Origin of the sequence: Algoriphagus sp. (genome assembly GCF_046296635.1) — a bacterium.
Classification (GTDB): domain Bacteria; phylum Bacteroidota; class Bacteroidia; order Cytophagales; family Cyclobacteriaceae; genus Algoriphagus.
In genome coordinates this window covers 1-16,631 of sequence record NZ_JBKBKZ010000028.1, presented here as the reverse complement: position 1 = coordinate 16,631, position 16,631 = coordinate 1, and the positions used below count along the sequence as shown (strand labels likewise).

Below are 16,631 nucleotides of genomic sequence, written 5' to 3'. Positions count from 1 at the left end.
AAATTAATTTTTCAAACAAAGATTGTATTGAAAGCAACTGATAATCTCAGCTTTTGCACAAAAAATAAAAAACCGGGATGAAATTCACCCCGGCTTTAACTTAACAATAGACCCTGTTTATATTCTTTATTATCAAACGATTATTTTTAGTTCATTGGCCCATACAATATTTGAAGAGCACTAATGTCATTAACAGTAAAAGGTATATCTATCCCCGGATTACAAGCTTGCATCCATGAAAATTGAGGCCCAATAGGAGAAAGGGGTATATGGTTTGCCCCAATAGAACTAACGCCCTCATTAGGATTTTCCACCCATGGTCCACAACTGAAAGTTCTATCCATGAAATCCGTATGCCTAAATCCTATTGAATGCCCAATTTCATGAGCAATTATTGTTGCTATTGCATTAACATTCAAATTCGCATTTTCAATTGTTGTACGGTTTAGATTAATACTGAAACCTGGACGCCCTTGAATCGGAAACGACCCTGTACCCCAAATCTGATTGGCTCCGTCGTAAAATGCCCACAATGTGATATCGGTCTCTGTCCCCATCATCTTATCTCTTTTAATATCACTAGGATTATTTGAATAAACCTTTTTCAAAAATGTATGCCTAAGTCCCAAGTTATTATATCGTTGAATAGCTATCTCTAGTGCTTGGTGGTATATAAGAGGACTTGACTTTACTGCAATTCTAATTGTTCTAGAGGGATAAACCAACGCATTAGTATGGTAATGCTTGTTCTCAACACCTACACTTTTCTTGCCGCCATTCTCAAGAGGCTCAAAAAAATACGACTCAGGAAAGAAAATGTCATTTTCGACAATATATCCACTGTCAACATTGATAATGCGATTAACATTGAACCCCTCCCTATTCAAAATCTCAACTACGTGACTAGGAATATTATCAGCATAATCAAAAGACTTGGATAAATGAAGATCACTTATCAAAATACTGTCATCAACAGTTTCAAATTCCTCCGAACACGATGACAACAACACAAAAACTAAAGCATAAATTTTAAATGGCTTCATAAGATTAATGTTATTAAAATGAGAATACTGCCGCCATGACGCATGAAATCAAGGCTTTAGAGTCGTTGAGATCCTTATCTTTGAAGAAATCATTACTCATCCTATCGACTCTGAGTTCGGGAATCAAAGTCAAATTGCCACCGATTTTGATATTGCCTGACAGTGTTGCAGCAAAGACACTTCCACTGCCTTCTGAATCCAACCCAACCACTTTTTCCAGACCTCCGTTGAACACACTGAAGTATTCTCCACGGAACCCAAGTCCAAACTTGTCGGAAGGCTTGGTTTGAAGATAACCAGCAAATCCATAAAATCCAGCTCCATCGCCAGCGACTTCCCGGATTTCAGAACCTGTAAAAATCTCGCCGGAACTAGTGGTATTGTAGGTGGTATTGAAACCAAGGTAAAACTTATCTGTCAGATCAAACCCAGTAGTCAAATCCACCTGGAATGTTTTTCCCAAGGAAGATTGGTCCCTGATCAAGCTGCCATCATTACTCAATTTACCATCTTGGTCTCCGTATACAAAGTTCAGGTAAGTACTCCCGGCATCTGTAGAATATCCCAGTTGTGCTCCAAGCGTGTAGGTACCGATGAGGTTAAATTCGGTCATGTCAGTAGGGTTCATCACTGCTGCCAAAAAGGAGAACTTATCTGAAAGTTGGAAATTAGCCTTTAACCCCGTGTGAGAAAATGGACCGTAAGAGAACATGTAGGAAGTGGAGTAATTGAAGTTGGCTGTTGGAGAGATGACTTCGTAACCGAGGAAGGTATTGAAATTTCCCATGGTCAAAGTAACCTTGTCAGACACATTCCAATAAACATACAACTGGTTGACAATCTGTGAACTTCCTGCCATTCCCCCACTATAAAGAGGAGATCCAAATACGGCATCTTCACCTCTTGGACCGAAAACCAAATCTGCGACAGCACCCACTTTCTTACCTTCGTAAGTCGCAATAATATTAGCCATGCCCAGTGAAAAACCAGGTAGATTTCCAAAAGATGAAGCTGGAGCTTGAAAATTCTCCCCTTTGTTGGGGGCATTAAGATTTGCGCGAAAATATGCGTCAATTGAACCTGAAAGTGTCAATGAGCCTGTTTCTTCAGTAGTTGCTTCTTGAGCGTTTGCAACCTGATAAGTGGAGAAAACCACACATAGTATTAGTAGGAATAAATTTTTCATTTTAATTTTGAATGTTGGTGAATGATAGAGTTGACCAATAGATCCTCGGACTGGCCGAAAGAGAGTCGCGTTTTTTTCTCCAGCCGAGGGTCTTTACTTTTAATTGAGAATTATTCGTCGTAAATGATAGTGTACCCTCGAATTCCATGTTCGTGAGAATCCAGGCCACTTTTCTCATGTTCTTCAGATACTCTTATACCCATAGTGGCTTTTAGAACATAGAAAATCAGGAAGGCGGAACCGAAGGCCATCGCCCCACAGACTGCCACACCGATAAGTTGTGCTAAGAATGAATGTTCCGGGTTGGTTGAAAAAATTCCGACAGCCAAGGTCCCCCAAACACCGCAAGTAAGGTGAACCGATACCGCACCTACTACATCATCGAGCTTGAGTTTGTCAAGTAGTATTGCAGATAGCACAACCAGAATTCCCGCAACAAATCCAATAAGCAAGGCAGCAGCCGGAGTAAATACATCTGCACCTGCCGTAATACCTACTAAACCGGCCAAAATTCCGTTGAGAAGCATTCCAAGGTCAAGTCTCTTGAAAGTGAAATAAGCGGTGAAGAATCCACCAAGACCCCCAGCACATGCACCAAGTGAAGTGATAACCAAAACCGAGGAAACAAGAGCCGGATCAGCAGAAAGAACAGATCCTCCATTAAACCCGAACCAACCTAACCAAAGTAAGAATACTCCAATAACAGCCAAAGGAACACTTGCACCGGGTTTCTCCATGGTTTTACCATTGATATATTTCCCAATTCTAGGTCCAACTAGAATCACACCTGCCAGCGCTCCCCATCCACCGACTGAGTGAACTAAAGTACTTCCGGCAAAGTCATAGAATCCCAAATCATCTAAGGCTCCACCACCCCATTTCCAGCTACCTATCAACGGATACACCAATCCCACAAAAAGGACGGTAAAAATCAAATAGGCGGAAATTTTTACTCGCTCAGCTATGGCGCCAGATACTATGGTAGCAGCTGTTGCGGCAAACATGGCCTGAAAGAGGAAATCGGTCCAGTAGGTATACCCTCCATCAGCATAGCCGGCTGTAACATCAGCATCTGCGGGAGAAAACCAAAACATGTTCCACCCTGCTGAGTCAAAACTGAACCAGCCTGGGACCTCAAATCCAGGATACATAAGGTAAAAACCTACTAGAGCATAGGACACAATTCCAATAATAGGTGTGATTGTGTTTTTGAACAGGATGTTCACTGTATTTTTGGCTTGGCCAAATCCAGTCTCAACTCCAGCAAATCCAAGGTGCATAATAAACACCAAGGCTGTGGAAAGCATCATCCATACATTATTTGTCGTCAAGAGATTTTGCGAAATCTCCAAAGACAAATCCGTGGTCGCGGCCAGATCTTGGGCCAACAGGGTAGCGAAATTCATCATAGGTTTTAGGTTAAATTTTGAACGTTTTCAGAATTTAAATAGGTTTGATAGCCGAAGCTTGATTCGAATGTAATTATAAAAAAAGCATAAAAACAAACTGAATTTTGTAGTATTGACAATTTTTACAAGATTATTGTATCAAATTTTAATCAAAAATTACATTTTTTTCAATAATTATTCATTTTTAGGTTGTTTTGTAAACCATCTTAGTGAAAAAATAAAATTTGGCTATCCTCTAAGATATTTTATGGAATCGATTACGAAATAGCCTAAACAGTATATAAATAATTATTTGATTATTTTTTTAGAATATTATTCTATGAATTACGAAAAAATAGAATTTTAATTCATTTTATAAATTTTATCAAAAACATAATTTTTAAAAAAGTAATTATTTTTCAAACTTAAATCCGAATTAAACATGTATCAATTGAAAAAAATGAATAAAATTTTAACCTCAAAATAAAAAAAGTTCGAAATACTCGAACTTTTGCTCCAAATTTATCCTTGTTCCTATTTTTTTAACTTGGCATATTCCTTTGCAAAGTATGTCAGTATAATTTTTGCCCCGGATCGCTTAATCGAGAGCAAGATTTCATGCATCGCTCGTTCAGAATCCAACCAACCTTGAGCCGCAGCAGCTTTGATCATACTGTATTCACCTGATACGTTATAGGCAGCAATAGGAACAGGGTAATTATCACTCAGAAGCTTGATAATATCCAGGTAACTCAGTGCAGGCTTTACCATGAGGAAATCTGCGCCTTCTTCCAAATCAAGATCTGCTTCAATCAAGGCTTCTTTAGAATTAGCCGGATTCATTTGATAGGTCTTTTTGTCTCCAAACTTAGGCGCAGAATCCAATGCATCCCGAAATGGTCCGTAAAAGGCGCTCGCATATTTTGCTGTATAAGACATGATAGATGTATCCGTAAAACCGTTTTCATCCAACAAATCCCGAATATATCCCACTCTCCCATCCATCATATCTGAGGGTCCCAGAATATCAACCCCGGCTTCTGCTTGAGCTAAAGACATTCTACCCAAAATTTCTAAGGTTTCGTCATTCATGATTTTGCCATTTTTGACCAAGCCATCATGCCCATCACTGCTATAGGGATCCATCGCCACATCGGAAATTAGGCAAACTTCCGGGAATTGTTTTTTGATTTCCCTCAGGGCTTTGAGGTAAAAAGTTTCTGGATTATAGCTTTCGGAAGCAACAGAATCCTTGAGTGATTCCGGATATGCCGGAAACACATCAAATGTGGTAATTCCGAGTTTCATGCATTCTTCTATTTCTTTAAGGAGAAGGTCCTGAGAAAATCTGAAAATTCCAGGCATTGAATTGACTTCGATCTTTTGGTTTGAACCCTCAACCAAAAACATTGGGAAAATCAGGTCCTTCACAGAAAGACTGGTTTCTTCTACCAAATTTCTTATTGATTCAGATTTGCGATTTCTTCGAGGTCTTCTTTGCATCAGCTTAATAAATTAAATCTAAAATTGTATCAACATCCAAATTGCGGTAGTCTTGAATATAATGATTGCAAACTGGCAATTCATCTTTGGTATGACTACTTAAGACAGCAACTACGCGCATTCCTGCCCTGAGTCCAGCAGTGGCTCCTGAGAATGAATCTTCGAAAACAATACAATCCGCCGGTTCTACTCCCATATTTTGCGCACTTTTCAAATACACTTCCGGATCAGGTTTATGTTTGCTTACCTGTTCACTAGCCAAAGCCGACTCCAGATAGGGAAAAAGATCGAGTCTGCCTGCGATGAGTTCCAAATTGGCAAAAGGAGCGGAAGTAGCCACTCCTGTCTTTACATTCGTATTTTTTAAAGCGTGGAAAAACTCCATAAAGCCTGGAATAGGGTCTACATGATGTTGATAAATTTCCCGGAAAAGACTTTCCTTTTCAAATTCCAAATCTGCGAGTTCTTCACCTTCAATTTTTCTTCCCAGAAAATGACTTAGGATATAGCCATTGTTTTTTCCATACATATGAAGCATAAACTCTTCCTCGGTTGGGAATAGATCACGTTTTTGAAAGAAAATCTTAAAAGCCTGAGAATGGAATGGATTGGTGTGACAGATGACCCCATCCATATCGAATATTACTGCTTTTGTCATCAGAAAGATTGAAAATGAAAGAATCGCTTCAGACCGAAGTCAAAAGCGATCCAAGGAATAGGTGATTTTATTATTTATTGAATTTGGAAATCACTTTTTCGATGATGTCACAGCATTCATGGAGTTGTTCTTCGGTCATTACCAGCGGTGGTGCAAAACGGATGATATTTCCATGGGTTGGTTTTGCCAGAAGTCCATTTTCAGCCAATTGTACACAGATATCCCAAGCAGTAGTGCTTTCTGCAGAATCATTAATAACCACTGCATTGAGTAACCCTTTTCCCCTAACCAGTTTTGCTATGGGATTCTTATCGACCATTTGCTGCATTCGCTGACGAAAGATCTTTCCAAGTTTCCGTGCATTTAGAGCAAGTTTTTCATCCCGTACTACTTCCAAAGCTGCCATAGCGACTTTGGCACCAAGCGGATTCCCTCCAAAAGTAGATCCGTGCTGACCTGGCTTGATGACATCCATAATTTCTCGATCTGCTAAAACCGCAGAAACTGGATAAAATCCGCCCGAAATAGCTTTTCCTAGGATTAAAATATCCGGCTTGGTGTATGTTTCTTGCTTTTCACAGTGACCTTCACAGGTACAATTCCCACAAACAGCGAGCAGAGAGCCTGTTCTTGCGATTCCAGTCTGAATTTCATCGGCGATAAAAAGTACATTTTGTGCTTTACATGCAGCTTTGGCATTTTTCATGTAATCTTCACTCGGAACATATACTCCCGCCTCGCCCTGAATCGGCTCAATCAGGAATCCCACAACACCATCCGTTTTCAATGCCTCCTCGAGTGCGTCTATATTATTATATGGTATGCGAATGAATCCTTCTGTAAATGGCCCAAAGCTCTTGCGAGCATTCGCATCATTTGAAAAAGAAATAATCGTGGTAGTACGACCGTGGAAATTATTTTCCGCAACTATGATTTTTGCCTGATTTTCCGCTACTCCTTTCCGCTCATATCCCCACTTCCGGGCAAGTTTCAAAGCTGTCTCCACTCCTTCTGCTCCGGTATTCATTGGCAAAACCATATCGAATCCGAAATATTCGGTGATATATTTTTCAAATGGTCCAAGCACATCATTATAAAATGCTCTTGAGGTCAAGGTCAGTGTTCCCAACTGCTCAATCATTGCATCCTTTATTCTTGGATGACAGTGGCCTTGGTTGACAGCAGAGTATGCAGAGAGAAAATCATAGTAACGTTTGCCTTCAACATCCCAGAGGAATACACCTTCTCCCCGTGCCAATACAACAGGCAAAGGATGATAATTGTGAGCTCCGTATTTTTCTTCTAGTTGGATGGCTTGTTTGCTGGAAGTGATTGTCTCCATGATTTGGTTATTTTTACGAAAATCTAAAAAGGTTTACGCCTCAAATATAGTAATTGCCCCTTGTCAAACCGATGAAACAGGAAAAGAACCCAACTCCTAAACTTACTTCTGAGGACTATTATTTCAATCCACAAGGATTAATGGTTTTCACCGAAAAATATCATCTAAAGAGAGGCTATTGCTGTGGGAGCGGATGCAGACATTGTCCGTTCCCAATAGGTAAATGATTTAGGGAAGAATTTTAAAACTGCTTGTTGTTAATTGCCAAAAAGTTCCGATATTTGCAGACTAATTACAGAAACGCATCCCAATTACGATACAATATCATGGCAAAAGTTTGTGACATTACCGGAAAAAGACCTCAAGTAGGTAACAACGTGTCCCATGCAAATAATAAAACCAAGCGTAGATTTTACCCAAATCTTCATAAGAAGAGTTTCTACGTTCCTGAAGAAGACGCATGGATCACTTTGAAAGTATGCTCTAAGGCATTAAGAACGATCAATAAGAACGGTATTACTGCAGTCTTGAAAAAAGCGCAGGACACTGGAATGATTATAATTAAATAATCAAAGTCACAGTCCCTTAAATAAATACAGAGATGGCTAAGAAAGGAAATAGAGTACAAGTGATTATGGAATGCACAGAGCATAAAAACTCTGGTATGCCAGGTACTTCTAGATACATCACAACAAAAAACAGAAAAAATACGACTGAGCGATTAGAGTTGAAGAAATTCAATCCAATCCTAAAGAAGGTTACTGTTCATAAAGAAATTAAATAATTTAGCTCGGAAGTAATTCCGCTTAAACAACAAAGATATGGCTAAGAAAGTAGTAGCAACCCTAAAAAAAGAAGGTGGCGTATCTTACGCCAAAGTGATCAGAGCGGTAAAGTCTGAAAAGACCGGCGCCTATACCTTCCGAGAAGAGATGGTTCCAGCAGCTCTTGTGCAGGAAACCTTGAAAAAATAATTTGCCAAGCGCATTGCGATGCATACTTAGTCCCTCTGGTTAAAAATCAGCAGGGACTTTTTCATTATATTCCACTTTTAAAAACTGTGCAACATGGGAATCTTTGGATTTTTCTCAAAAGAAAAAAAAGAAAGTCTTGACCAAGGACTTCAAAAGACCAGTGAATCCATCTTCTCCAAATTAAGCAAAGCTGTTGTAGGGAAATCTCAAGTTGATGAAGAGGTACTCGATCAATTGGAGGAAATCCTCATCACCTCAGATGTCGGGGTAGACACGACTATCAAGGTTATTAAAAGGATTGAAGAACGAGTTGCACGAGACAAATACCTAAATTCTGCCGAATTGGATGTCATTCTCAGAGAAGAGATTGCTTCACTTCTCGAAGAAAACAATTCCCAGGATTTACTGGATTTTGATATTCCTGCCGGAAAGAAACCTTATGTGATTATGGTTGTCGGTGTAAATGGAGTAGGTAAAACCACCACCATTGGTAAGCTTGCAAATATGTTTAAAAATGCCGGCAAATCTGTCCTTTTGGGAGCAGCGGATACCTTCCGTGCAGCCGCAGTAGATCAATTGATTCTATGGGGTGACCGTGTGGGAGTACCAGTCGTGTCACATGGAATGAATACAGACCCAGCTGCAGTGGCATTTGACGCTGTAAAGCAAGGCGTGGATAATGGCGCAGATATAGTCATCGTGGATACAGCTGGTAGACTTCATACCAAAGTGAACCTGATGAATGAATTAAGCAAAATCAAGCGAGTGATGCAGAAGTTTATCCCGGATGCGCCGCATGAAATCCTTCTGGTGTTGGATGGATCTACCGGTCAAAATGCATTTATTCAAGCAAAAGAGTTTACAAGGGTGACCGAAATCTCGGCCTTGGCAATTACCAAACTGGATGGCACAGCCAAAGGTGGCGTAGTGATCGGAATCTCTGACCAATTCAAAATTCCAGTCAAATACATTGGCGTAGGTGAAAAAATGACCGATCTTCAGATTTTTAACAGAAAAGAATTTGTAGACTCACTCTTCAAAAAGAAATAAAATCCACCAACTGGATTAGGTACCTCGGAAACCCCGAGGTATTTTTTTTTGCAAAAACTTGAACAAGAAGATATATTTATCGTACTTCACAATGATATCATTTTAACATCATAATGAAATGGAAAAAATAATCAAACCATCCTCAGGCTACCTTTATCTTTTCTTGGCATTGGCCGGAATCGCAGCCTCCATCTATCTCTTCACCCAAGAACTATTCCTCTTGGGGGCAATCCTCCTCTTTATATCCATCATTTGTCTTCCGGGCTTCTTCATTGTAGAACCAAACAAAGCCGTTGTCATGCTTTTATTTGGGGAATACAAGGGTACGGTCAAGGCTTACGGATTCTTTTGGGTGAATCCATTTATGACGAAAAAGAAGATATCCCTTCGAGTCCGAAACTTTGAAAACAAACCTGTCAAAGTGAATGACAAAATAGGGAATCCTGTAATGATCGGTACCATTGTCGTTTGGCAAGTTGAAGACACATTCAAAACCACTTTCGATGTCGAAGACTATGAAAATTTTGTACATCTGCAGACTGATGCAGCCGTTAGGAAGATGGCAGGCTTATTTTCATACGATAATTTTGAAGATGATCATTCTGAAATCACCCTTAGATCCGGGGTAGAGGAAGTGAATCATTCCCTAGAACAAGAGATTTCTGATCGACTGAATCATGCCGGAATTAAAGTAATTGAAGCCAGAATTTCTCATTTGGCCTATGCTTCTGAGATTGCTTCGGCAATGCTACAGCGTCAGCAAGCCACAGCAATCGTCGCAGCAAGACAAAAGATAGTGGAAGGAGCAGTAGGGATGGTAGAGATGGCTTTAGCAGATTTGAAAATGAAAGATATTATAGAGTTTGATAATGACAAAAAAGCTGTCATGGTTTCAAATTTGATGGTTGTCCTTTGCTCCGACAAAAGTGCAAGTCCTGTTTTGAACGTAGGAACGCTAAATCAATAAGATATGCACGGGAGAATTTTCAAGGAAGAACAAACTTATAAAGGTACATGGGTAATGTACTTCATACTTATGTTGGAAATTCCCACGCTCGTTTTGGTTACTTTTCTTGTTCTAAATGATGATTCAGGTAGAAAGGAAGGGATTTATGGCTTAATTTCTTTCTTCCTCATAATGATTATTGTTTCGACTTTTCTATTCAAGTTAAAGTTGAAAACGAGAATTGATGAGACTGGTATTCACTATGCTTATTTTCCTTTGATCAAGTGGCGAACAATTTCTAAAAAACAGATCAAATCTGCTGAATTAATTATGTTTAACCCGCTTGCAGATCATGGAGGGTGGGGTATCAAAGGGAACAAAACAACCAAAGCTTACACCGTCATCGGGGATGCTGGATTGTCGATAGACCTTGGAGAAAAGAAGAAAATTGTGATTGGAACTCAAAAGCCAAAAGAATTAGGTGAGTTCTTAGAAAACTGGATGAAGGGTTAAAGCATGTCCAAGAAAAAGGCGTTTGCACTCAGGCTAGACGAATCAATGATGAAGGCAATTGAAAAATGGGCTGCTGATGAATTTCGTAGTACAAATGGTCAATTGGAATGGATCATCCGGGAAGCATTACGTAAAGCAGGAAGATTGCCCAAAAGCAATACAGATGAACTATCTGACTAATATGTAGCTTATACAACTGAAAAACTCAAATATCATTTAATTATGAAAAAATTATCATTAATTCTAGGCTTACTAGTTGCACTTGTTTTTACAACCGCAGGCAATTACACCTATGGACAATCTGAATCCAGTCCTACAAAAAAAGAGTTAAAAGAAGAGAAAAAAATTCAGAAAGCTAAACTGAATTTGGAAAAGTCCAAGATGAAGCTGGGTAAAGCAAAAGACAAATACAATTCCAATTTAAGTAAGTTTGAAAAGAGAAATTCAGCGGGCAAACTCTCTCCAAATGCTGTTGCGAAAATCACAAAATCATTGGAAAAGCAACGTAAAAGTATAAATAAGTTACAGGATCAGATTGCCAAACTTGAGAGGTTCCTTGAGGAATCGGATGAAATTATTTGATCCAGGATTCAATATTTATAATGTTATACGGAGCTAGTATTCTATTAGCTCCGTACTTTTTTATAGGGAATAAGTAACTTGCTGTGCAATTTAACCACGATGAAGACCTTAATCAGTTTTGTAATCCGCTACATCCCTCGGCCCATTCTTCAGACTGTAAGCCCCTTGGCTATGAAGATGCTTTCGATATTTAACCAAGGAAATGAGGTTGAATGCCCAATCTGTGGTAGTCAGTTCAAAAAATTCCTTCCATATGGTCGGGTAGCGAGAGAAAATGCACTTTGTCCAAGCTGCCTAGCTTTGGAAAGACACCGACTGATGTGGCTTTTTCTCAAAGAAAAAACTGATTTTTTTAAAGAAAAACTGAAAGTGCTACACGTAGCTCCAGAACATTGTTTTATTGATCGATTTGAAGCATTGGGGAATTTGGAATATATCACAGCTGATATTGAATCACCTTTGGCAAAAGTGAAAATGGACGTTCATTCTATTCCTTTCGCAGACAATTCGTTCGATGTGATTTTTTGCAACCACGTTTTAGAGCACGTGGAGGACGACATTAAAGTATGTTCTGAATTCAATCGGGTATTGAAACATAATGGATGGGGGATTTTGCAATCACCCGTATACAGCCATGAAAAAACACTAGAAGACAAGAATATCACTGATCCAGCAGAACGGGAGCGCCTTTTTGGACAACGGGACCATGTACGGAAATTTGGAAAAGATTATGCTTCGCGGCTCAGAAAATCAGGACTTCAAATTGAAGAAAATCAATTTGTAAAAAATCTTTCAGATGAGAAGACCGCACGATTTGCTTTGGCAAAGGATGAAACTCTTTTTGTGTGTCGAAAAGGGCTTTAACTCGACAACTTTTTATTGAAAAGTTCCACTACCAATCCCAGCCCATAACTACATAACTGGATAATCGACGTAAAAAGAGCCAAATCACCTACGAGAATTGACCTATACTTCCAACTTGCCTGATAAATAACTAAGACTGCCCACGCACCAAAAATCAATAAATGGGGGATTATGAAAACTCGGAAAAAGATTCCGTTCAACAAAAGTGAAAGTAAAAACATTAGAAAAAAAGTAGGCATCCAATGAACTAACTTGATGGCCTCAGGGTGAAACCTGGAGACGTTGACGCGATTTCTCCCAAAAGAAAAGGCCTGTTTGGCAAAGGATATAAGTGTATTTTTTCGCTTATGGTAAACAAAGGCTTCTTCGACCAACTCTAACCTAAATCCAGCTTTTTTGATCCGAATACTCCATTCAATATCTTCACCTCGTTTTGGATCTACAAACCCTCCAGTAGTTTCAAAAACTTGACGAGAGACTCCCATGTTGAATCCCCGAGCTTGATATTTCGATGGATCTTTGAGTTTTCCTCGAATTCCGCCAGTCGTCCAAAAGGAAGTCATGGCAAAATCCATGGCTTTTTGAAGATTGGAGAAATCAGCTGCAGCAGCATCTGGCCCACCAAAGGCATCCAAATTTTTTTCCAGAATTGCGGATTTTAAAATCAATAAATAATTTTCAGGAAGAATGACGTCTGAGTCCAGAATAACGAAAAAATCGCCATTGGCTTGAGACATTCCAAAATTTCGAGCAAAACCTTGCCCTTGATTCTCTCGAAAAAAATAGTTAACAGAGATCTTGGATTGAAATAAAGATGCGATTTTGTCAGATCTATCTTTGGAACCATCCTCTACGAGAACCACTTCAAAATCTTGAAAGGATTGATTCACTAGACTGGTTAAGAGGTCAAATATTTCAGATGGTCTATTATAAACCGGTATGATAATCGAAAAAAGCATTAGAAATCAAAATTGAGTTCTTCATCGATTTTATATTCGATTTCCTTGGATTGATTTGAAGTCATCAATTCAGCTATGAAACCAGTTACAAACAATTGGACTCCAATAATCAAGGCAACCAAGGCGAGAAAAAACAAAGGTTGATCCACGATTTCCCGGACTTTTAGTCCTTTGCTTAGCCCATAGACTTTTTCAAAAATCAACCAAGCAGTAATTACAAATCCTGTCAAAAATGACAGTGTACCCAAAAGCCCAAAAAAGTGCATTGGCTTTTTCTTGTAGCGGTGTACAAATGAAACCGTAATCAAATCCAAAAACCCGTTTAAAAATCGCTCTAAGCCAAATTTGGATTCCCCATACTTTCGTGGTTGGTGTTGGACGATTTTTTCGCCGATTTTGGCAAAACCATTCCACTTGGCTAAAAGAGGAATGTAGCGATGCATTTCGCCATAAATCTGAATGTTTTTCACCACCTTATTTCGATAGGCTTTCAACCCACAGTTGAAATCATGGAGTTGAATTCCGGAAATCCAGCGTGTCACTCCATTGAAAAACTTGGAGGGAATAGTTTTAGAAATAGGGTCATGCCGCTCTTTTTTCCAGCCTGAGACCACGTCCAATCCCCCAGCGGTAACCATTTCGTATAATCCGGGGATTTCATCAGGACTGTCTTGTAAGTCTGCATCCATGGTTATTACCACCTCTCCTGCTGCACGACGAAAACCAGCATCTAAGGCAGCTGATTTGCCAAAATTCCGAGTGAAATTTAAGCCTTTAAAATCCGAATTTTGGTTAGAGATTTTTTGGATGACATCCCAAGAACGGTCGGTACTTCCATCATTAATAAAAATTACTTCAAAAGAAAAGTCGTGTGTCTCCATCACACGACTGATCCATTGTGCTAGTTCTGGAATAGATTCTTCCTCGTTGAAAACAGGAACAACTACGGAGATTTGGGTCATAGATTAGAAATCAAGCGATTTATCTCGCTTTTTGAGTATTGCAGCCAAAATTAACGCAACGATGGCATAAAAAATCAACAAAAATCCAAAACCTTTAATTTGTCCCATTACTGTAAAACTCCCAGCTGTCGATTTACGCATTTCCTCAAGTTGAGCAGGAGGCAAAGCATCTGGATTAGCACCAAACCTTTCCATTGTTTTCAAACTAGTCTGAAAAGCTTCATCTGCTAATACCTGTGGCAATGAAGGGTCCACCACATGATATAATAACATGACTCCTATCATTCCCACTATCCCTGATATGACCATGGTAATAAAACTGAAATTAAAAGCAGCTCCAAAAGCCATAAATCCTCCTATTTCATTGCGGTATTGAATTCCAAAATAAATAATGAGTCCTACCATAATTACCAAAGAAACTAATCCGAACCAGCCGGAAGCCAATAGGGATGAATCAATAAAATACGCAAGGTACGTAATTGCCAAAGAGATCAGACCAATGGTCAATCCTGGTTTAATTGCCGCTTGAATAGGTGTTTGTTGCTCTTCCATAAAAGATTTAGTTAGGGTTTTTCCTCAAAATTATTGAAATAATAATGCTAAAAAACATTCCGGGGATGATTTTCCAAATTCCGTCATTTAAAGCAACGTTCCATGGAGTCAATCCTTGCATACTTTGTTCTGTAGCAACGTATGAATTTTCTCCTACCTGGGAGATGATCATTTCCATATTTTCAAATAATAGGGCAATCTTTTGAGACTTTATAACCTCAAACAAATCAGGTGAAAAATGTAGCACCAACCAGATTCCCAGAGTAGACAAAACGCCAATAATCCCATAAGTAACAAACCCGACTGTCATTCCTTCTGCAAAGGATAGATAGCCGGAATTTGAATATTCCTTAAAGAATTTTATGGACAAGAAAATGGAAACAGGTATCAAAAAGTAGCCAAAAATCAAATTGAGATTAGTGGGATCAGGATATAAATAGGAGAGAAAATAAAAAGAAATTACACTTAATACTCCTCCAAGCGTTCCAAATTGATAAGCAGTACGTAGATATTTATGCATCTATCTGAATCAATTGACCTTTTTGAACGACATATTTGACTTTTCCCTGAAGCTCCATTCCAAACCATGGATGGTTTGCTGAAAGCGACTGATTTGATTTTTCATTAAAAACCCATTTTTCATTTGGGTCAAAAATTGTGAGCGAGTTTGCTGTTTCTCCAATTATTTTCTCTGGTCCCACTGTGATTTTCTCAATCAAAAGTTCCCATCCTAATTCCTCGGAGAGTTTTACCAAGGAAGGGAGAAAGGTCTGCAATCCCGCCATCCCAAATGCCGCCAAATCAAATTCAGCAAACTTGGAATCAAAATCCTGAGGTTGATGATTTGAAACAATCGCATCAATAGTTCCATCTTTCAAACCTTGAACCAGAGCTTTACGATCTTCTTTTCCACGAAATGGTGGCTTTACTTTATAATTAGAATCAAAAGTCTCCAAATCAGAATCAGAAAAAATCAATTGATAAATGGATATATCTGCTGTCACCTGAAGTCCTTCTTTCTTTGCCTTCCTTATCAAATCGACACCCTTTGATGTATTTATCGTCTGGAAATGCACACATCCACCAGAATATCTTAAAATCTCTAAGTTCCTTTGAATAGCAACATCCTCTGCTAAATTCGGAATCCCTTTTACTCCTAACTTAGTGGAAATCTCACCTTCATTCATTTGCCCGAACAGCCCCAACAGAGGGTCATAAGCGTGATCAAATAACACCCCATCAAACTTCTGAAGATATTGGAGGATCTTCATGTATCGGTCAGAATTCGCTAATGTCTTAATCCCATCCCCGAAAAATCGAAGTCCGGATTGAAAATGCATGTCAAGAATTTCGGTTAGGTCTTCTCCCTCTGCATTCCTTGTTACTGCTCCCATGACAAGTAAGTTTGCAGGATGGGACTTGGCTTTATTTAAAACGAAATCCACTTCATTCTTTGTTTGAATAACTGGATCTGTATTAGGCATTACCAAAGCCTGAGCAAATCCACTCGCTGTCAAGGAATCACAAAGACTTTCAACAGTTTCTCTGTATTCCTGACCTGGTTCTCCTAATCCGCACCGAAGATCGATCCATCCTTTAGAAGCAAAATAATCGGTACAATCAATTTTATTCTCAAAATCCAATGCACTGGTATCAACAACTTTACTAATTATCCCATTTTCAAGTGAAAAATCCGAAGGTTCTAAAATCCTGCCTTCTTGAATCAATCTGAGGTTTTTTAGTAATACTGCCATTCATTTAAGTTTTGCTGCAAAAGTGCAACTTTAAAGTAGAAAAAGAAAAGTACTCGGAATATTTCCTGCATTTCAGGATATGAAAGGGAAGTTGTGATCAAAGCTAGAAGCTAGGAGGATGGAAGTTTGTGAGCAGTAAGTAGTAAGTGGTAAAAAGTAACTAGTTCATCGCTCTTGCTTCACACCTCTTGATACTTACGTCTTGATACCTGCTACTTTGGGGAAGCTGGGAAGTTAGGAAGTAGGTAGGCTGGAAGATTGTGAGCAGTAAGTGATAAAAAGTAAGTGGTTCTTTGCTCTTGTTTCTAGCTTCTTGCTTCTTTGGTCTTGATACAAGCGTCTTGATACTTGATAC

The 16,631-nt window shown here is 39.0% G+C and carries 22 protein-coding genes; 10 read left to right on the top strand and 12 right to left on the bottom strand.

Going from position 1 to position 16,631, the window contains the following annotated elements; translation table 11 throughout:
• Positions 1 to 146: 146 nt before the first annotated feature.
• The 6 genes from ACK4HU_RS17575 to rocD form a co-directional block, all read right to left on the bottom strand.
• A complete protein-coding gene (locus ACK4HU_RS17575; protein WP_409808976.1) occupies positions 147 to 1,043 on the bottom strand; it encodes a M57 family metalloprotease in 897 nt (298 codons plus the stop codon).
• Positions 1,044 to 1,056: 13 nt separating this feature from the next.
• Positions 1,057 to 2,229, bottom strand: a complete 1,173-nt coding sequence (locus tag ACK4HU_RS17570) for a porin (protein WP_409808974.1) — start codon at positions 2,227 to 2,229, stop codon at positions 1,057 to 1,059.
• A 110-nt stretch (positions 2,230 to 2,339) separates the two neighbouring features.
• Positions 2,340 to 3,635, bottom strand: coding sequence for an ammonium transporter (locus ACK4HU_RS17565; RefSeq protein ID WP_409809079.1), 1,296 nt, complete (start codon positions 3,633 to 3,635; stop codon positions 2,340 to 2,342).
• 516 nt (positions 3,636 to 4,151) lie between these two features.
• On the bottom strand, positions 4,152 to 5,120 hold the full coding sequence (hemB, locus tag ACK4HU_RS17560) for a porphobilinogen synthase (RefSeq protein ID WP_409808972.1): 969 nt from the start codon (positions 5,118 to 5,120) through the stop codon (positions 4,152 to 4,154).
• A 4-nt stretch (positions 5,121 to 5,124) separates the two neighbouring features.
• On the bottom strand, positions 5,125 to 5,778 hold the full coding sequence (locus tag ACK4HU_RS17555) for an HAD family hydrolase (protein WP_409808970.1): 654 nt from the start codon (positions 5,776 to 5,778) through the stop codon (positions 5,125 to 5,127).
• Between the two features lie 70 nt (positions 5,779 to 5,848).
• Complete coding sequence (gene rocD, locus ACK4HU_RS17550; RefSeq protein ID WP_409808969.1) at positions 5,849 to 7,120, bottom strand: ornithine--oxo-acid transaminase; 1,272 nt, start codon at positions 7,118 to 7,120, stop codon at positions 5,849 to 5,851.
• Positions 7,121 to 7,191: 71 nt separating this feature from the next.
• Here rocD and ACK4HU_RS17545 point away from each other — a divergent pair, with 71 nt between their 5' ends.
• The 10 genes from ACK4HU_RS17545 (at position 7,192) to ACK4HU_RS17500 (ending at position 12,049) form a co-directional block, all read left to right on the top strand.
• Positions 7,192 to 7,347 carry a DUF5522 domain-containing protein gene (locus tag ACK4HU_RS17545; protein ID WP_409808967.1) on the top strand — a complete coding sequence of 52 codons (156 nt, stop codon included), beginning with the start codon at positions 7,192 to 7,194 and terminating at the stop codon, positions 7,345 to 7,347.
• Positions 7,348 to 7,446: 99 nt separating this feature from the next.
• Positions 7,447 to 7,689, top strand: coding sequence for a 50S ribosomal protein L28 (gene rpmB, locus ACK4HU_RS17540; RefSeq protein ID WP_409808965.1), 243 nt, complete (start codon positions 7,447 to 7,449; stop codon positions 7,687 to 7,689).
• A 32-nt stretch (positions 7,690 to 7,721) separates the two neighbouring features.
• Complete coding sequence (rpmG, locus tag ACK4HU_RS17535) at positions 7,722 to 7,904, top strand: 50S ribosomal protein L33 (RefSeq protein ID WP_009036148.1); 183 nt, start codon at positions 7,722 to 7,724, stop codon at positions 7,902 to 7,904.
• 37 nt (positions 7,905 to 7,941) lie between these two features.
• Positions 7,942 to 8,094 carry a DUF4295 domain-containing protein gene (locus tag ACK4HU_RS17530; RefSeq protein WP_409808963.1) on the top strand — a complete coding sequence of 51 codons (153 nt, stop codon included), beginning with the start codon at positions 7,942 to 7,944 and terminating at the stop codon, positions 8,092 to 8,094.
• A 93-nt stretch (positions 8,095 to 8,187) separates the two neighbouring features.
• Positions 8,188 to 9,144, top strand: a complete 957-nt coding sequence (gene ftsY, locus ACK4HU_RS17525; protein ID WP_409808961.1) for a signal recognition particle-docking protein FtsY — start codon at positions 8,188 to 8,190, stop codon at positions 9,142 to 9,144.
• Between the two features lie 118 nt (positions 9,145 to 9,262).
• Positions 9,263 to 10,111, top strand: coding sequence for an SPFH domain-containing protein (locus tag ACK4HU_RS17520; RefSeq protein ID WP_409808959.1), 849 nt, complete (start codon positions 9,263 to 9,265; stop codon positions 10,109 to 10,111).
• A 3-nt stretch (positions 10,112 to 10,114) separates the two neighbouring features.
• Positions 10,115 to 10,603 carry a hypothetical protein gene (locus ACK4HU_RS17515; RefSeq protein WP_409808957.1) on the top strand — a complete coding sequence of 163 codons (489 nt, stop codon included), beginning with the start codon at positions 10,115 to 10,117 and terminating at the stop codon, positions 10,601 to 10,603.
• A gap of 3 nt (positions 10,604 to 10,606) precedes the next feature.
• Positions 10,607 to 10,783 (top strand): Arc family DNA-binding protein, encoded by a 177-nt coding sequence (locus ACK4HU_RS17510; RefSeq protein WP_409808954.1) that lies wholly within the window; start codon positions 10,607 to 10,609, stop codon positions 10,781 to 10,783.
• A 42-nt stretch (positions 10,784 to 10,825) separates the two neighbouring features.
• Positions 10,826 to 11,185 carry a hypothetical protein gene (locus tag ACK4HU_RS17505; protein ID WP_409808952.1) on the top strand — a complete coding sequence of 120 codons (360 nt, stop codon included), beginning with the start codon at positions 10,826 to 10,828 and terminating at the stop codon, positions 11,183 to 11,185.
• Between the two features lie 99 nt (positions 11,186 to 11,284).
• Complete coding sequence (locus ACK4HU_RS17500) at positions 11,285 to 12,049, top strand: class I SAM-dependent methyltransferase (protein ID WP_409808950.1); 765 nt, start codon at positions 11,285 to 11,287, stop codon at positions 12,047 to 12,049.
• On the opposite strand, the gene ACK4HU_RS17495 is transcribed toward ACK4HU_RS17500, so the two are convergent.
• From ACK4HU_RS17495 to ACK4HU_RS17470, 6 genes are all read right to left on the bottom strand, one after another.
• Positions 12,046 to 13,008: a glycosyltransferase gene (locus ACK4HU_RS17495; protein ID WP_409808948.1), complete on the bottom strand. Its 963-nt coding sequence runs from the start codon at positions 13,006 to 13,008 to the stop codon at positions 12,046 to 12,048. The genes ACK4HU_RS17500 and ACK4HU_RS17495 overlap by 4 nt on opposite strands.
• On the bottom strand, positions 13,008 to 13,970 hold the full coding sequence (locus tag ACK4HU_RS17490; protein WP_409808946.1) for a glycosyltransferase family 2 protein: 963 nt from the start codon (positions 13,968 to 13,970) through the stop codon (positions 13,008 to 13,010). Before ACK4HU_RS17490 ends, ACK4HU_RS17495 begins: the two co-directional genes overlap by 1 nt.
• 3 nt (positions 13,971 to 13,973) lie before the next feature.
• On the bottom strand, positions 13,974 to 14,522 hold the full coding sequence (locus tag ACK4HU_RS17485) for a DUF4199 domain-containing protein (protein ID WP_409808944.1): 549 nt from the start codon (positions 14,520 to 14,522) through the stop codon (positions 13,974 to 13,976).
• Positions 14,523 to 14,529: 7 nt separating this feature from the next.
• A complete protein-coding gene (locus ACK4HU_RS17480) occupies positions 14,530 to 15,042 on the bottom strand; it encodes a DUF4199 domain-containing protein (RefSeq protein ID WP_409808941.1) in 513 nt (170 codons plus the stop codon).
• Positions 15,035 to 16,276: a dihydroorotase gene (locus ACK4HU_RS17475; RefSeq protein ID WP_409808939.1), complete on the bottom strand. Its 1,242-nt coding sequence runs from the start codon at positions 16,274 to 16,276 to the stop codon at positions 15,035 to 15,037. Before ACK4HU_RS17475 ends, ACK4HU_RS17480 begins: the two co-directional genes overlap by 8 nt.
• A 160-nt stretch (positions 16,277 to 16,436) precedes the next feature.
• On the bottom strand, positions 16,437 to 16,631 hold a 195-nt coding region (locus tag ACK4HU_RS17470; protein WP_409808937.1), incomplete at its 5' end, for a hypothetical protein.